Source organism: Rhodococcus sp. MTM3W5.2, assembly GCF_001984015.1.
Taxonomy (GTDB): domain Bacteria; phylum Actinomycetota; class Actinomycetes; order Mycobacteriales; family Mycobacteriaceae; genus Rhodococcus_G; species Rhodococcus_G oryzae.
Window position 1 is genome coordinate 4521091 of sequence record NZ_CP019572.1, and the last position, 16719, is coordinate 4537809.

Annotated in this window: 11 protein-coding genes and 2 pseudogenes; 6 read left to right on the top strand and 7 right to left on the bottom strand. The window is 70.0% G+C overall.

From position 1 onward, the window contains the following. Positions 1 to 10 precede the first annotated feature (10 nt). Positions 11 to 1150 carry an NAD(P)/FAD-dependent oxidoreductase gene (locus BTZ20_RS20440; protein WP_077042619.1) on the top strand — a complete coding sequence of 380 codons (1140 nt, stop codon included), beginning with the start codon at positions 11 to 13 and terminating at the stop codon, positions 1148 to 1150. Between the two features lie 55 nt (positions 1151 to 1205). After that, a pseudogene (locus BTZ20_RS20445) lies at positions 1206 to 2452 on the top strand (aminodeoxychorismate synthase component I). A gap of 6 nt (positions 2453 to 2458) precedes the next feature. Here the strand turns inward: BTZ20_RS20445 and BTZ20_RS20450 are convergent. Together BTZ20_RS20450 and rsmI are read right to left on the bottom strand one after the other, a co-directional pair. After that, the gene (locus BTZ20_RS20450; RefSeq protein ID WP_083742768.1) at positions 2459 to 6586 is read right to left on the bottom strand and encodes a hypothetical protein; all 4128 of its coding nucleotides are present in this window, start codon (positions 6584 to 6586) and stop codon (positions 2459 to 2461) included. A gap of 380 nt (positions 6587 to 6966) precedes the next feature. Continuing rightward, positions 6967 to 7797: a 16S rRNA (cytidine(1402)-2'-O)-methyltransferase gene (gene rsmI, locus BTZ20_RS20455; protein ID WP_077042620.1), complete on the bottom strand. Its 831-nt coding sequence runs from the start codon at positions 7795 to 7797 to the stop codon at positions 6967 to 6969. A gap of 24 nt (positions 7798 to 7821) precedes the next feature. Here rsmI and BTZ20_RS20460 point away from each other — a divergent pair, with 24 nt between their 5' ends. The 3 genes from BTZ20_RS20460 to BTZ20_RS28495 all read left to right on the top strand — a co-directional run bounded on the left by BTZ20_RS20460 (position 7822) and on the right by BTZ20_RS28495 (position 11187). Further along, positions 7822 to 9378, top strand: coding sequence for a dolichyl-phosphate-mannose--protein mannosyltransferase (locus BTZ20_RS20460; RefSeq protein ID WP_145982373.1), 1557 nt, complete (start codon positions 7822 to 7824; stop codon positions 9376 to 9378). Positions 9379 to 9547: 169 nt separating this feature from the next. Continuing rightward, positions 9548 to 11059 (top strand): class I adenylate-forming enzyme family protein, encoded by a 1512-nt coding sequence (locus BTZ20_RS20465; protein WP_223263441.1) that lies wholly within the window; start codon positions 9548 to 9550, stop codon positions 11057 to 11059. Then, positions 10996 to 11187 carry an AMP-binding enzyme gene (locus tag BTZ20_RS28495; protein ID WP_262982501.1) on the top strand — a complete coding sequence of 64 codons (192 nt, stop codon included), beginning with the start codon at positions 10996 to 10998 and terminating at the stop codon, positions 11185 to 11187. The genes BTZ20_RS20465 and BTZ20_RS28495 overlap by 64 nt, the downstream gene beginning before the upstream one ends. A gap of 48 nt (positions 11188 to 11235) precedes the next feature. Here BTZ20_RS28495 and BTZ20_RS20470 read toward each other — a convergent pair whose 3' ends face one another. From BTZ20_RS20470 to BTZ20_RS20490, 5 genes and pseudogenes are all read right to left on the bottom strand, one after another. Continuing rightward, positions 11236 to 12885, bottom strand: a complete 1650-nt coding sequence (locus tag BTZ20_RS20470) for a BCCT family transporter (RefSeq protein WP_077042621.1) — start codon at positions 12883 to 12885, stop codon at positions 11236 to 11238. 83 nt (positions 12886 to 12968) lie between these two features. Further along, positions 12969 to 13397 (bottom strand): DoxX family protein, encoded by a 429-nt coding sequence (locus tag BTZ20_RS20475; protein ID WP_077043863.1) that lies wholly within the window; start codon positions 13395 to 13397, stop codon positions 12969 to 12971. Positions 13398 to 13503: 106 nt separating this feature from the next. Continuing rightward, positions 13504 to 13857, bottom strand: a pseudogene (locus tag BTZ20_RS20480) (GntR family transcriptional regulator); the annotation flags it as partial. Positions 13858 to 13885: 28 nt separating this feature from the next. After that, positions 13886 to 14314: a nuclear transport factor 2 family protein gene (locus tag BTZ20_RS20485; protein WP_077042622.1), complete on the bottom strand. Its 429-nt coding sequence runs from the start codon at positions 14312 to 14314 to the stop codon at positions 13886 to 13888. 59 nt (positions 14315 to 14373) lie between these two features. Then, entirely contained in the window at positions 14374 to 15396 is a 1023-nt protein-coding gene (locus tag BTZ20_RS20490) for a PucR family transcriptional regulator (protein WP_223263442.1), read from the bottom strand. A 386-nt stretch (positions 15397 to 15782) separates the two neighbouring features. Between BTZ20_RS20490 and BTZ20_RS20495 the strand changes: the two genes are divergently transcribed. Next, positions 15783 to 16658: an SGNH/GDSL hydrolase family protein gene (locus BTZ20_RS20495; RefSeq protein WP_083742975.1), complete on the top strand. Its 876-nt coding sequence runs from the start codon at positions 15783 to 15785 to the stop codon at positions 16656 to 16658. The last annotated feature ends 61 nt before the right edge of the window (positions 16659 to 16719 follow it).

Below are 16719 nucleotides of genomic sequence, written 5' to 3' on the forward strand. Positions count from 1 at the left end.
GAGTGCGCCGATGAGCGCAAGAGTGGTGGTCGTGGGAGCGGGCTATGCCGGGGTGATGGCGGCGAACCGGCTGAGATCACGGAGCGAGGACACGCAAGTCATCGTCGTCAATCCCCGCCCCTCGTTCGTCGAGCGCATCCGGCTCCATCAGCTCGTCACCGGAAGCTCGGACGCCACAGTCTCATTCGAGCAGATACTCCACCCCGGAGTAGAGCTGCGAGTGGGGACAGTCGAGCGGATCGATGCGCAAGGCAGTTCGATCGTATTGAGCGATGGCGAGCACCTGGCCTACGACCACCTGATCTACGCGGTCGGCAGCACCGACCGACGCGACCACATCCCGGGGGCATCCGAACACGCCTTCTCCCTGTCCGAGCTCGAACAGGCACACCTGCTCCGGCTCCGGCTGCGGGCCCTCCCGCGACCGCTCGCCGTCACCGTGATCGGGGGCGGACTGACCGGCATCGAGGCCGCGGCCGAGTTCGCCGAGAACGATCCCGAGCTCGCCGTGACTCTGGTGTCCGACTCCCCTGTGGTGCAGGCCCTGCCGCCCCGGACGCGACGCAAGGTCCTCGCCACGCTCGCCACGCTCGGCGTTGCGGTGGTCGACGGGGTCCGGGTGACCGAAATCGCCGAGGGCAAGGTCACTCTCGCGGACGGGCGGATCCTGCGGAGCGACTGCACGGTGCTCGCGACCTCCTTCGCGGTGCCCGACCTGGCGCGCAGGAGTGGGCTCGAGGTCGACGCCATCGGCAAACTGTTGGTCGACGCGACGTTGACCAGCCGAAGCGCGCCGTCGATCGTCGGCGCCGGTGACGCGGTCGCCGGACCCGCGGACGAACTCGGCCACCTCCGGATGAGCTGCCAGGCCGCCCTCCCGATGGGCGCGCACGCCGCCGACACCATCCTCGCCCGCCTCGGCGGCGCCGAACCGACGCCGCTCTCGCTCGGATTCGTGGGCCAGTGCATCAGTCTCGGCCGGCGGCGCGGAGCCTTCCAACCGACCCGTGCGGACGATTCCCCTGCCTGGCCTGCGATCACCGGCCGCGTGGGAGCGCTCGTGAAGGAGCAGGTCTGCCTCACGACGGTGCGGTGGATGACGAAGCAGGGGACACGAGGCGCGTACCGGTGGCGTCGCGGTCCGCGCTGACGGTCCCTGACCGCTCGATTCGGGTGTGTGGGTAGGGCCGTGTCACGCTTGTCAGGTGCGGATCGAGCGGATTGGTGACGGCGGCGACCCGGCCGACGTGTTGCGCGCCCTCGCGAGCCTCGCCGTCGACCGCGGCGCACCCGCGCCAGCGGCGCTGATCGGTGACTGGTTCGGATCCCGGGCGGTACTGGCCCCGACCGTGCACACCGCCCCCGTCGGCCCGGCGAGCACCTTCGACCTCTCGGACCGAGAAACCGTCGGGGACACGGGACCGCGCGGAGACGACGGCCCGGTGATCGGCGGCGGCTGGATCGGCTATCTCGCCTACCCGGACACCCCCGCAAGCGGGCCACCGCCGCGCTCCCAGCCGCGGCAGGCGGCTGGACGGACTCGGTATTGCGGCAGGACCGCGACGGCTGCTGGTGGTACGAGAGCCTGACCGACGACCCCTGCCCCGCGTCGTGGTCGGACGCGGTCACCGCGGCTGCCGCCCCGGCACAGCCCTGGCGGATCGAGTGGACCGCCCCCGACCGGGAGGCGCACCGCAACGGCGTGCTGCAATGCCTCGAGGCCATCCGGCAGGGCGAGGTGTACCAGGCCTGCGTGTGCACCCAGTTCCACGGCCGCGCGGACGGCGATCCGCTGCATTTCTTCGCCGACGCCGTGGCCGCGACCCGGCCCGCCCGCGCCGCCTTGGTGCAGGGCGAGTGGGGTGCGGTGGCATCGCTCTCCCCCGAACTGTTCCTCTCCCGCCACGGGGACTCGCTCCGCTCGAGCCCGATCAAGGGCACGCTGCCGATCGCCGACGATCCGGACCGCCTCCGCGCCTCCGTCAAGGACGTCGCGGAGAACGTGATGATCGTCGACCTGGTGCGCAACGACCTCGGCCGGGTCGCGGTGCCCGGATCGGTCACGGTCACCGATCTGCTCGGTGTCTACCCCGCACCTGGGGTCTGGCACCTGGTCTCCACCGTCGCCGCGACCGCCGCGCCCGGCACCACCACCGCGGCCCTGCTGGAGGCCTCCTTTCCGCCCGCCTCGGTCACCGGCTGCCCGAAACACCGCGCCCGCCAACTCCTCTCCCAATGGGAGCCGGACCATCGCGGGGTGTACTGCGGCGCAGTCGGGTTCGCGTCCCCGCTCGCAGGCACCGAACTGAACGTGGCGATCCGCACCGTCGAGTTCGACCCGGACGGGAACACGGTGCTCGGCGTCGGCGGCGGCATCACCATCGACTCCGACCCGGACGCCGAATGGCAGGAATGCCTGGACAAGGCGTCGAGCATCATGTCGCTCGGATAGTCGTCCTCACGCCTGCGCGCAGGCCTGCTCGCCCGAACCGGACAGCTCGAAGTCCGCCGCGCGGTCCGCCGAAAGCGGCGCCGTCGACGAGCAGATCCGGCGGATGATCGACGGCCCGTCCAGCTCCCAGATCCGCAGCACGCCCTCACCGTCCCCGGAGAGGGCGGCGTGGCTGCCGGGCAGGAAGGCCACCTGCCATCGACCGGTACCGGCGGTGGTGATCGGCCCGCCGACGTTGCGCATCGACCCCGCGTCGGCGACGTCCCACAGCCGCACCGTGCCGTCGTCGCTGCCACTGATCACGTGGCGGCCGTCGGGGTCGAACGACACCGAGTACACGGTGCCGGTGTGTCCACGCAGCGGCGCACCCCGCATGGTGAGCGATCCGTCGCCTGCCCGGTCCCACAGCACGATCGACTGCTCGTCGCCCCCGGTCGCCAGCATCGTCCCGTCCGGGCTGAACGAGATCGAGTTGATCCCGTCCGCCTGACCGCCGTCCGGAACCGCTACCCCGCGCGGGCTCGCCGCGTCCCGCACGTCCCATGCGTGCATCCCGCCGTCCGCGTCTGCCGCCACCAGGTTGCGCCCGTCCGGGCTGAAGGCCACCGTGCGAACGAGATTGGTCGGACCGCCGAGCGGTTCACCCCACGGCACCGGCCGTTCCGGATCCGCCAGGTTCCACAGCCGGACGCTGACGTCGTCCGCACCGATGGCGAGCGTCGATCCGTCCGGGCTGAAGGCCAACTCCCAGGTGAATCTCGTCTGCGTCAGGATCGGTCCGCCGAGAGCACTCGGGTTGGCCGGGTCGTGCACGTCCCAGAGCTGCACCTGACCGCCGGAGGTCGGTGCGGTCGCCATCGTGCCGCCGTCCGGAGCCAGCGCCACCACGTGGGCTCCACCGAGCGGGCGCGGCAGGGCGAGCGCGCTCGCCAGGGACAACCGTCGGTCACCGTCGACCCGCCACAGCCGGATCACCGAGTCGTATCCGCCGGTCGCCACCAACGATCCGTCGCGGCTCGGCGCGGGTTGGGTGAGCCCCGACCCCGAGACATGGATCGCGGTCGTCGGCAGGGTCCACACCCGGACCGTCGAGTCCTGTCCCCCGGTCACGATGGCGGCTCCGTCGGGCACCAGAGCGAGCGCGGGGACTCCGCCGCCGTTGCCGGTCAACGCCGGACGCAGCTCGCGCAGGGTCCGCGAGGCGGGGTCGAGGGACCACGTCTTCACCGTGCCGTCCCACGAGGCGCTCGCCAGTGTCGCGCCGTCCGGCGCGAAGGCGATCGTCCACACCCCACCGGTGTGGGCCTGGATCGGGGCCCCGATCTCGCCGACCGCCCGTACGTCGGTGGTGTCGAACACCCGGAGGACCCCGTCATCGCTGCTGGCGGCGAGGGTCCGCCCGTCGGGCGCGAACGCCACCGAGTGCACGACGTCGCCGAATCCGGTCAGCACCGACGGCAGGGCTACGGGCGCGACGCCCCCGCCCACCCCGGCGATGTCCCACAGCCGGATGCTGCGGTCATCGCTCGCGGTCGCCAGCACCGCCGAGTCCCCGCGGAACGACACCGTCCGGACCGCGCCCTGATGCGCGGGCAGCACCGTTGACCCGAAGTGACCCGAGAACGGATCCGAGGTGTCGAACATCGTCACGGTGCCGTCGTCGTTCGGCACGGCCAGGATCCGGCCGTCCGGGCTGAACCGGAGGTTGTGGACCGCCCGGGTCCCGACCTTGGTCCCGTCGAGTAGCGGTCGCGGCGCGGACCTGTCGGTGATGTCCCAGATGAACACGAGCCCGTCGCCGCTGCCCGCGGCCAAGATCTTGCCGTCCGGGCTGAAGGACACCGACGCCATGTACTTCTCGGCCCCGCCGAGAGGTGCGCCGATCGGTCGTGGGTCGGTGCGGTCGGTGAGGTCCCACAGTCGAACGGTGCGGTCGTCGCTGGCCGAGGCGATCGTCGAACCGTCGCGCGAGACCGCCACACCGTAGACCGGGCCCTGATGGCCGGTCAGGACGCGGCCCACCGGGGTCGATTCGGTCGCGATCAGGCGTGAGTACGCGGCGTCGTTGCCCGGCTTCATCTGCCAGGCCTCGATGGCCAGCCGCGCGGAGGTCGTCGGGTCGGAGTCCCGCAACGAATCCGTCAGCGCGATCAGCTGGCGGAACTGAGCGGCCGAGCGTTCCGATTCGGCGCGCTGCTTCGCCGTCCATGCCATCGACACCGCGACCAACGCGATCACCGTGGACACCACCAGCGCCGCCATCACGGCCCGCTGGATCCAGGTGTCCCGCCGCACGTGCCCGGTCGAGGTGGCGAGGAACTCCGAGGCGGTCGGGGTCAGAGAGGCAGCCACCTTCGTCGCGCCCAGCCCCTCGACGGCGACCCTCGACGCATCGTGCTCGGCGACCATGTCGAGGCGGCCGCGCTGATAGAGCAGGCTGCTGTTGCGGTCCGCCTGTTCCCAGTTCGCGGCGTCCGCCTCGATCTGCTGGCGCAGCGCGGTATATCGGCGGTCCTCCTGGATCCACTGTTTCAGCCGCGGCCAGGCATCGATCACCGCGTCGTGGATGAGCTCGACGCTCTCCGTGTCCGCGACAAGGACCCGGGCCGCGATGAACTGGTCCACCACCTGCCTGCCGGTGGCCGTGTCCTCGCCGGCGAAGGCCAGCAACTGCGGCAGCGTGCGCCGGATCTTCACGTCGGTGCCGGTGTCCGTGACGTACACCAGGTGCACCAGCATCGCCCGGCCGAACACGCGGCCCCGCTCGTCCAGCGCCGCCCAGGTGCGCTCGGCCGTCGCCGCGACGGACCCGCGCACGCCGCCGGTCGCGCGGTAGCTCGCCACGGTGAGCACTCCCCCGCGCCTGCGCTCCCACATCGTGTCGAGCAGATGCGAGAGCAGCGGCAGGACCGTGCCCGCGCCCTCGTCCGAGGTGAGCACCCCGAGATCGTGCAGGATGAGGTCGACCAGCCCCGCCTCGAGTTTGAGACCGATCATCCGGGCGGGCTGGGTGATCACCTCCACCATGTCCTCCCGCGTCAACGGCGCGAGGACCTTGCTGTGGCGTTCGAGTGCGCGGGCGAGCACCGGCTGGGACAGTGCCTGCTCGTAGAAGTCGGAACGCATCGTCGCGACGACGACGGGCGCTGCATCGGGTGTCTCGTCAGCGCCGACCGTCCTCGCCGCGAGATCGAGGAGGGTGAGGAAACTGTCGCGCTCCTGGGGATCGTCGCACTGGGTGAACAGCTCCTCGATCTGGTCCACGACGATCAGCAGCGGGTTCGACTCCAGCCGAGTGGCGACAGCACGGACCGCGCGGCGCACGATCTCCGGCCGAGGATCCGAGGCAGCCTCCCGCAGCTCCGGGAGCGCCTCGCCCAGCGCCTGCAAGGGACGCGGTCCCGGAGTGAGCACCACCGGCCGGCCACCGGCGTCGGATCCCGGGCCCGCCAGTTCCGCGACGAGACCGGCCTGGACCAACGAGGACTTCCCCACTCCCGAGGCACCGGTCACGATCACCAGCCCGTGCCCGTGCGCGGAGGTGACCGTCTGGACGAGGCCGGGCAAGCTGGCGCCACGGCCGAAGAACAGCCGCGAGTCCTCGGCCCGGTACGGCTCGAGCCCCCGATACGGGCGCACCCCGGTCACCGGGACGGCCGCGACCTGATCGGTCTGCTCGCCGCGGCCGCGCGTTACGTTCGCGTCGCGGGCACTCGACCACCACGCCAGCCATTGCTTCATCGAGTACAGGCCGGGGACCGGCGGCTGGGTGCCGTGCAGCGCCTGGGCCCCGCGGATGAGGACAACCAGAACCGGGCGAACGGAATCGAACGTCGCGGGGACCCGCTTGCCCGAACGCCAGTCGCTCAGTCGCTGGACCGAGATCTGCCGGTCCGTGCCGATGGTCCGGCCGACCGCCGACGCCTCTGAGACGACCTTTTTCAGGGCTGGCCCGCCCGCCGTCGCGAACAGCAGGCGCAACTGATCCGCGAAGTGCAGGCGTGCCTGTGCATCCGGGTCGCTCCGCTGGCTCCGCGCCTGTGCATCCGGGTCGCTCCGCTGGCTCCGCGCCTGTGCATCCGCGGCGCTGCCCGCAGCATCCTCCACCGCATCGGCCGAATCGCCACCGGACATCGTCGATCACCCCAGTTCCTGCCGTGGAAAATCCGCTGCGGAAAAGTTCCTCACCCACTGCGAACTGGGACGATACCCGGATACCGGGACACGCGGTTTGGTTGGGTCCCGACCACCGGCCAGAGTTGATCTCGACGCACGGGGGCCCTGCATCACCGCGCCACACCGGCGGGAACTGTTCAGCCCGAGGGGGGTTGTTCCCGCCGGTGTGCACGTGGCCGACCACACACGACGGAGTGACCATGAGCAGAATCGCCGCCAAGATCGCGTCCACGGTTCCACCGACCCTCGCCGCAGCACTCGTCCTCGCCGCCGCGGTCGGCCTCATCATGCTGATGGGCGCACCGCCGAACTGACGCTCCGGCGCTGCCCGGACACACTCAGTCCTGTCGTGCCGCCAGCACCGCCTCGTAGACCTCACGCTTGGACACCCCGGCGGTCGCCACCATCGCGCACGCGTCCTTGAGCCGCGCCCCGCCCTCCACGAGCCGCTCCACCTCCCCGACCAGATCCTCGGGCTCCGCGGCGACCAGACGCGCGGCCTCCAGCACGACGGTGATCTCCCCGCGCGCCCCCTCGATCGCCCACTCGGCCAGCTCGGCCAGGGTGCCGCGGCGCACCTCTTCATAGGTCTTGGTCAGCTCCCGGCACACCGCCGCGCGGCGGTCCCCGCCGAGCACCTCGACCGCGTCGGCGAGGCACGCGGCCAGCCGGTGCGGCGCCTCGAAGAACACGCACGCCCGCTGCTCGGTGCGAAGCGACTCCAGCCAGGTTCGGCGCTGGCCCTGCTTGCGCGGCGGGAACCCGTCGAAGCAGAAGCGCTCGACCGGCAGCCCGGACAGCGCCAGGGCGGTCGTCACGGCCGACGGCCCCGGCAGGCAGGTCACCGGCAGGTCCTTCTCTACACACGCCGCCACCAACCGGTAGCCGGGATCGCTGACCGACGGCATCCCCGCGTCGGTCACCAGCAGCACCGTCTTGCCCTCGGAGACATCGGCGACCAACGCCGGCAGCCGGGTCGTCTCCACCTGGTCGTAGAAACTGACCACCTTGCCGGTGATCACCACCCCGAGCGCGGACGCCAGATGCTTGGTGCGGCGGGTGTCCTCCGCCGCGACGACGTCCGCGGTGGCGAGGGCCTCCTTGAGGCGTTCGGAGGCGTCACGGACCTCACCCATCGGTGTCGCGGCTAGGACAAGACGACCGTTCATATCCCACAGCCTACGATCGACCACGTGACCCAGTTGACCGACGAGCGCGCGACGCCCGCAGTCGACACCTTGATCGTCAGCCCGGCGCCGACGGCGCCGGCCCTCGATCCCGGCCCCACCGACCGGCTGCGCGGCTGGGTGGTCACCATCTTCCTCACCACGCTGGCGGCGATCACCCGCTTCGTCATGCTCGGCTACCCCACCGACGCGGGCACCCCGGTGTTCGACGAGAAGCACTATGCGCCCCAGGGCTGGCAGGTGCTCACCGGCGGCTGGCTCGAGGACAACCCCGGCTACGGCCTCGTGGTGCACCCCCCGATCGGCAAGCAGTTGATCGCCGTCGGCGAGGCGATCTTCGGCTACAACGGCTGGGGCTGGCGGTTCGCATCCGCGGTCGCAGGCACCATCCTGGTGCTGCTGGTGGTGCGGATCGTCCGCCGGATGGCCCGCTCCACCCTCGTCGGGGCGATCGCCGGGCTGCTGATCATCGCCGACGGCGTCACGTTCGTGTCCTCGCGGATAGGGATGCTGGACATCTTCATGGCCGTGTTCGTGGTCGCGGCGTTCGGCTGCCTCGTGGTCGACAGGGACCAGGTACGCGAACGGATGGCCCTGGTGTGGGTCGAGGGCCGGATCCACGACTCCCCCTACGGGCCGCGCCTCGGCGTGCGCTGGTGGCGATTCGGCGCGGGCGTGCTGCTCGGGCTGGCGTGCGGCACCAAATGGTCGGGCGTGTACTTCATCGTCTTCTTCGGTCTCCTGAGCGTCGCGTTCGACGTTGCCGCCCGGCGCGCCTACGGCGTCCGCCGACCGTGGATCGGCGCCGGGCTGCGCGACGTGGGGCCCGCGCTCTACGCGCTGGTGGTGATCCCGCTGCTGGTGTACCTGGCGAGCTACTGGCCGTGGTTCGCCTCGGAGACCGGCGTCGACCGGAACGCCGTCGGCACCAAGGTGGGCCTCGGCGGGCACTTCGCGTTCGTCCCGGACGCGCTGCGCTCGCTCTGGTACTACAGCGGAAACGTGCTCGAATTCCATTCCGGGCTCACCAATTCCGCGGGCAACCATCACCCGTGGGAGTCCAAGCCGTGGTCGTGGCCGATGGGGCTACGCCCGATGCTGTACTACTTCGCCGACGGCGAGCAGATCTCCGGGTGCGGCGCATCGAGCTGCGTCAAGGCGGTCATGCTGATCGGCACCCCGGCGATCTGGTGGCTGGCGCTGCCGATGATCGCCTGGGCACTGTGGCGCACGGTTGTATCGAAGGACTGGCGCTACGCGGCCGTGCTCACCGGCTACGGCGCCGGACTGCTGCCGTGGTTCGTCACCATGGACCGACAGATGTACTTCTTCTACGCCGTCGCCCTTGCCCCGTTCCTCGTGATGGGACTGGCGCTGGCGCTGGGCGAGATCATCGGCCGGGCCCGAGCCTCCGCGGAACGACGCGGCACCGGCCTGCTCGCGGTCTGCCTCTACCTCGGCCTGGTGATCGCGAACTTCATCTGGCTCTGGCCGGTCCTCACCGCGATCCCGATCACGCCGGAGGCCTGGCAGCAGCAGCTGTGGCTGCCGAGCTGGCGCTGACCCCGGACTTCGGGCAGCCTCCATTCAATTCAATCAAGCATGCTTGATTGTTTTTCCGTTCGCGCCTACAGTCGCCTCCCAAGGGGCCGAATGTGACCCCAGTCACCAACCTCGTGGGCGCCCAGCCGTTCGGGTGGCGCGTCCTTTCGACGTCCAGTGGAGGCCACGTATGCAACCCGATCTGTCCGGTCTGACCGCGCTCGAGGTCAATCTGGCCACCCGCACCTCGCTGGGCGACGCCCTCACCCGGTCGGCCCGAATGTTCGGCTCCCGCACCGCGATCGCGGACCGCGGCCGTTCGGTCACCTACCGCGAACTCGACGCCGCCGCGGAGTCCGTCGGGCGCTCGCTCCTCGAGTCGGGGCTGTCCCACCAGCAACCGGTCGCGATGCTGATGGGCAATTCGTGGCAGTTCGTGGCGACCTACTTCGCCTGCGCCAAGGCGGGCCTGGTGGCGATGCCGGTGAACGTCGTGCTCGCGCCCGAGGACATCGCATGGATCCTGAACGACTCCGGCACCACCACCGTCGTCGCCGATGCCGCCTTCGCCCCGCTGCTCGAGAAGATCCTGCCCGGGCTGACCGAGGTGAAGTCCGTGATCCTCGTCGGCGCCGAGGTCGCCGAGTCGACCGGCGGGGTACCGACCGGGCCGCTAGCGACTGCTTGCAGGTCGCTCGAAAGTAACTGGGATGGTCTCGCATTCCGCGAGTCGGCCGGTCCGCTCGAGGTGCTCGTCGAGGACCGCGACGTTGTGCAGTGCCTGTACACCTCCGGCACCACATCCCGCCCCAAGGGCGTTCTGGTCAGCCACACCGCGGTCTTCGTTGCGGGCCTGACCAACGCGCTGATGCAGGGCGCGTCCTGGGGTGGCGAGCACGCAACCCTGGTCAACGTGTTGCCGATGTTCCACACCACGGGCCTGAACACGCTGGTCCTGCCGACCCTGATGATCGGCGGCACGGTCGTGCTGCCCGGACCGTTCGACCCGGGCGCGGTCCTCGACGCCATCGAGGCGCACAGGGCGACGCATGTGATGTTCCTGCCGATCATGTACCGCGCGCTGGTGGGCACACAGGCCGCCGCGGCGCGGGACGTCTCCTCGGTCAAGCTGTGCATCTACGCGATGGCCCCCATGCCCGACGCACTCCTGGACCAGGTCGACGAGGCGTTCCCGAACGCGGCGGTGATCCTCGGGTCCGGTCAGACCGAGGTGGTGCCGGCGACCGTGTTGCAGTGGCCGGAGCACCGACACACCAAGGCGAACTCGTGGGGCCCGCCGGTCCCGACCGTCGAGGTGCAGATCATGGACAGCGACGGCACGCTGCTGCCCGCGGGCGAGAACGGCGAGATCGTCTATCGGGGACCGCATGTCAGCAGCGGCTACTGGAACAACGCCGACGCCAATCGGGCGTCCTTCGCGCACGGTTGGTTCCACAGCGGCGACGTCGGCCATCTCGACGAGGACGGGGTCGTCTGGTTCACCGATCGACTCAAGGACATCATCAAGAGCGGTGGCGAGAACGTCTCGTCCGTGGATGTCGAGCGTGTCGTCTCGGCGGCGCCGGGGTCCAGGAGTGCTCCGTCGTCGGTCTGCCGGACGAGCGCTGGGGCGAGGCGGTGTGCGCGGTGGTCGTCGCCGTCGACGCCACCGTCGCACCCGGCGACCTCGAAGCCCAGGTGATCGCCCACGCCAGGCAGCACCTGGCGGGCTTCCAGGTGCCCAAGCGAGTGATCGTCGTCGACGAGTTGCCCAAGACGGCGACTGGCAAGGCCCGCAAGCACGAACTCAGGGCCGGCTTGAGCCACTGAGCACGCTGTTGGGACGGAAACCCGTGCTGCTCACGGGCTTCCGTCCCATCAGGCCGAGGAACCGTTACCGACCGACCTACTCGGCCCGCGTCGGGGGCGCGGCGTCCGCCGCCGCTCCCTCTTCGCCTCCAGGATCATCGGGTCGTGACACAGGTCCCGGTAGAGCGAGACGCACAGGCCGATCATCACCAGGACGAACGGCGCAGCCGCGATGATCGTCATCGTCTGCAGACCGTGCAGCGCGTCCTCGCCGCCCGTCCACAGCAGCAACGCCGCGACCCCGCCGGTGGCCAGACCCCAGAAGATCACGACCCAGCGGCTGGGGTCGAGGGTGCCGCGCTGCGAGAGCGTGCCCATCACCATCGACGCGGCGTCCGCGCCGGAGACGAAGAAGATCGAGACCAGGAGCATCACCAGGACGGTCGAGATGCCGGCCAGCGGGAGATTGTCCAGCATGCCGAAGAGTTGGGATTCGGAGCTACCGCGCCCCGCCAGGTCGATGCCGCTGCGCTGCTCGCCGATGGCCGCGCCGCCGAACACCGAGAACCAGAACAGGCTCACGAGACTGGGGACCAGGATCACGCCGATCACGAACTCGCGGATGGTGCGGCCGCGGCTGATGCGGGCCAGGAACATGCCGACGAACGGGGTCCACGAGATCCACCACGCCCAGTAGAAGATCGTCCACGAGGACAGCCACTCGGCGGTTTCCGGATTGCTCGATGCCGCTGTGCGGGCGGACATCTCCGCGATCTCGGCGGCATAGGCGCCGAGTGCGGTTGGGATCAGGTTGAGGATCAGTACCGTCGGCCCGAGCACGAACACGAACAGCGCGAGCACCAGCGCCAGCACCATGTTGATGTTCGACAACCACTGGATACCCTTGGCCACCCCTGAGACCGCGGACGCGACGAACACCAGCGTCAGCACTGCGACGATGGCGACCAGCAGTAGCGTGCCCGCTTCGTCCAACCAGCCCGCGACCTCGAAGCCCGAGCCGATCTGCAGCGCGCCCAACCCGAGGGACGCGGCGGTTCCGAACATGGTCGCGAAGATGGCCAGGATGTCGATCACCTTGCCGATCGGGCCCTCCGCGCGACGCCCGAGCAGCGCGACGAACGCGGAGCTGAAGAGTTGCTTGCGGCCACGTCGGTAGGTGCCGTAAGCCAGCGCCAACCCCACCACCGCGTAGGTGGACCACGGATGCAGGCTCCAGTGGAACATCGTGGTCGCCATCGCGGTGCCGACGCCCCCGTCGGTCCCCGGCGGCGGGTTCACGAAATGTGCGAGCGGCTCGGCGACACCGAAGTACATGAGCCCGATGCCCATTCCCGCACTGAACATCATGGCGATCCAGCTGACGGTGTTGAACTCCGGCTTCTCGCCGTCCTTCCCGAGCGGAATCCGGCCGTACTTGCTCAGCGCCAGCCACAGGGCGAACAACACGAATCCGGTGGCGGCGAGAATGAACAGCCAGCCCAGGTTGGTGACCAGCCAATCGAGCACGGTGCCGGTGACGGAGTCGAGGCTGTCCGGACCGACCAGGCCCCAGACCACGATCGCAGCGACGATCGCGGCCGTGACCCCGAATACCACATGGTCGGTCCGGACACCGGTCGTGCGCGTCAAGACATGACCGATGATCTCGTCGTCGGTGCGGTCGGAATCCTGCTCGGATAGATCGGAATTCGACGCCATGTGCTCCTACGTTGCTTGCCCTGTCCGGCAAAAGCAAGCGCGACAGGCGCGGAACGGCGACCTACCCGAGCGGCTCCGTACCGCTACGCCTTCGACCGTACCGACGATTTGCGGCCGAGGATCCCGTCGACGCTGAACCGTCCTGCGCCGGTCGCGGCGAGCAGCAGCGATCCCACTCCGAGCGCCAGCACCAGCTCGTATCCGCCTTCGCCGACGAAGATGCCCTTGTCGTAATGCACGATGACGAACGCCCCGACCATGTTGAGGAACAACAGGATCCCGGCGATCGGGGTGGCGATGCCCGCAATGAGGGCGAAGCCACCCACCAGCTCGATGGTCGCGGCCACGATCGCGGAGAGGTCCGGCATGGGCGCGCCCATGCCCTCGAACGCGACCTGCGTCTTGTCGATCCCCATGGTGAAGAACTTCTGCCAGCCGTGGGCGACGAAGATGACGCCGATGCCGACCCGGGCGATGAGGATGGCGAGGTCGCGGAATGCGGCGGATTTCATGATGGGGTCCTTTTCGGTGTGCGGCGCGACGGACGGGAACACCACCAACTCTGACACACCATGGTTGAAGCGTCAACCAATCTGCCGATCGCGCGGATCGTTCAGGCCCGCGCAGCGCCGCCTTGAACAACCGCTCGGCGGTCTCGTCGCCGAGGCCGAGTCCGCGGACGGTTGCGACGTAGTCGGTGGCGGCGCGCTGCGCGGCGGCCATCGAGGCGTCGCCGATCGCGGCCACGAAGGACCCCAGCCGCCCCCTCGTCTCGATCGCTCCGAGCTGTTCGAGCTCTCGATACGCCCGGGCCACGGTGTTCGCGGCCAGCCCCAGCTCCTCGGCGAGGGCCCGCACCGTCGGCAGCTTGGTGCCCGCGATCAGCTCGCCGCGCCGGACGCGATCGAGTATCTGCAGCCGCAGCTGCTCGTACGGCGCCGTGGACGAGTGTGGGTCGATGTCGATGCGCATGATCAACGCTAACCCCGCGACGCCGCGGTCAGTCCGCGAACGCCTCCGCGACACCGTCGAACCACGCCGACTCCTCGACCAGGCTGCGGCTGCGCCAGCCCTCGGGCGTGCGGACGAGCTCGTGGTTGTACCAGCCGCCGCAGAAGAACTGCCTGTCCTTCTTGACGATCATCGGATTGAAGAACATGGCCCGGACCCGGGCCCGGTCACCGTCGAGTTCCACGTCGATGTTCGAGACGAAATGCTGCGTCTGCGCGAACAGGTCGAGCATCGTCGCCAGCTGCGCGACGACGAACTCCAGGTCACCGACCGGCCCGCCGGCGGTGGAGTAGTCGATGTGCGCGTCCGGGATGAACACGGTGCGATAGAGATCCCAGTCCTTGCTGTCCACCGCGTGCGCATAGCGGGTGAACAGATCCTGAATCTCGATGCGGTCGGAGATCGTCTGCAGGTCCATGCCGACATACAAACGCACCGGCGGCCGGTCGCGCCGCCGAATGCGACAACGACTGCCGTTCAGGTCCGCCCGGAGCCAGAGCGCCTCGCCGCGAGCGCCGCGGTGACGCGGACCAGATCCCGCGGCGACGACACGTCCAGCCCGGTCAGCGTCGCGAGCTTGCGAAGCCGGTAGAGCACCGTGTTCGGATGGACATGCAGGGCAACGGCCGCGGCCGCCCGGTCGTAGCCGGCGTCCACGAATGCCTCGAGGGTGCGCAGGATCGGCTCGTGGGTATCCAAAGGGGACAACAGATTCGCCAGCACCGCGTGCGCTGCGCTCGGCCGGGTCAGCTGATACTCGACAGGGACGTCCCGCAGCCGGAAGAGCCCGCTCCCGTGCCCGTGACACCGTGCCACCTCGAGCACCTCGCGGGCCTCCTGCAACGCGCCTGGCACCCGGGACGGCGCCGCGGCGGAGACCGCGACGACGACCGCGGCGCCGATCGCCCGTTCGAGATCGAGCAGATTGCGCCGCAGCTGCGCATACTGGGCGCTGTCCTCCCAGTTGTCCTCGGCTGGATCGGAATCGACGATGGGGATCAGCGCCGTCCCGCCGCTGCTGGTCACCGCGCACAGCGCCTTGTCCCGGCCGACGTTGTCGAGCTCACGCTGCAGCCGCCGCACCTTGCGCCGCTCGGCCACCGCTGTGTCCACCTCTGCCGCGGATTCGTCGGGGTGCGGATCGACGTGTATCGCGACGATCCAGTAGAGCCGGGCGAGCGTCAGACCGACCCGATCCGCGGTCCCGGCCGGGTCGGTTCCCGCGGACAACGCCATCAGCAGGGCGCGCCTGGCGGCGTCGTCCTCCCCCGCCGGCGCATGGTCCGACCCGTATCCGGCCACCACCGCGGACGTGGCGGCCAGCAGGTAGGTGTGCAGCTGCCGGCCGGCCCGCGCCAGGGCCGGGCCGTCCCCGTCGGTGGCCAGCTCCGCGATCGCCGCCCACCAGTGCTGGATCCCGAGGTGGTAGGCGTGCAGCACCTCGGCGAGCGGTACCAGCTCCTCCGCACGGCGGCCGGCGGAATCACGCAGCTCCGCCACCTCCCCGGGGTCGGCTCACCTGCGGTCCTCAGCATCGCGATGAACAGTTCCAGGTTCCGGCGCACGATGGCGGTGACGTCGATGCGGATGGCTTCCTCGGGTAGCGACCGGTAGAAGGGCACATCGGTCCGCACCGCGTGCACCGTCTCCGCGACCAGGGCGTGCGTCCGCTGGGCCAGCTGGTCCGCCAGCGACCGACCGCCGATCGTGATGGGCCCGTCCGGGTCATTTTTGATTCCAGACACAAAAACCTCCGAATAGTTGATCGCAATCTACAACCACGACCAGCAGTTTTCCGATCACTATGTAATCCACGCCACTCTCAGATGCACAAAGGGCGCATCACACGGGGGCGGGCTATGAGAGAAGGAGTCTCGGTGACCAACATGATCCGTCGCGCCACCCGGTCGGGAGCCACGGCCGCCGCCACACTGTGTCTGTTGGCGGCTGCGGCCGCGGGCAACGCCGGCGCTGCGCCGCTGCAACCCGGCGCGATCGACTACGTCGCGCTCGGCGACTCCGCCGCCGCCGGGCCGTTGCTCCCCGACCAGGACATGAGCGCACCCGGATGCCTGCGGTCGCGGGACAACTACCCCGCGGTGGTCGCCGCGGCCCTCGGCGCCACCCTCACCGACGTCACCTGCTCGTCCGCAAGGACGGCGCACATCACCGACACGCGGCAGGGCACGTTCGCCGGCGCCGTGCCCCCGCAGCTCGATGCGCTCAGTCCCGACACCGACCTCGTCACGGTCACCATCGGAGCGAACGACTTCAACCTCTTCAGCACTGCCCTCAGCTGCACCAACCCGCTGCCGCAGCCGACCGGCACGTCCTGCCGCGACAAGTTCACCGCGGGTGGGCGCAACCAGCAGCGGGACCTGATCCGCGACTGGGCCCCGACCTGGGGGGCGATGCTCGACAAGATCCGCGAACGCGCACCCCACGCCGAGATCGCGGTGGTCGGGTACGGAACCTACCTCCGCCCGGGCGGATGCCCTGCGCAGCAGCCGATCTGGCCGCAGGACGCCGACTACCTGCAGAGCGTGATGGCAGACGCGAACGAGGCGATGGCGGCCGAGGCGGCCCGGCGCGACATCCGATTCATCGACATCAGGCAGGCCACCTCCGGCCACGACATCTGCGCGGGCCCCACCCAGGCCCACTATGCGGGCCTGGTCCCGGCGGAGCCCTCGGTGCCGCTGCACCCGACGGTGCTCGGCATGCAGGCGATCGGCGCACACGTCGCCGGCGAGCTGCGCTGAGCGCCGCACCCCATCCCACCGCACCGCCTGCGGCAGTGCGCCTTCCGTCCCCATCCTCACC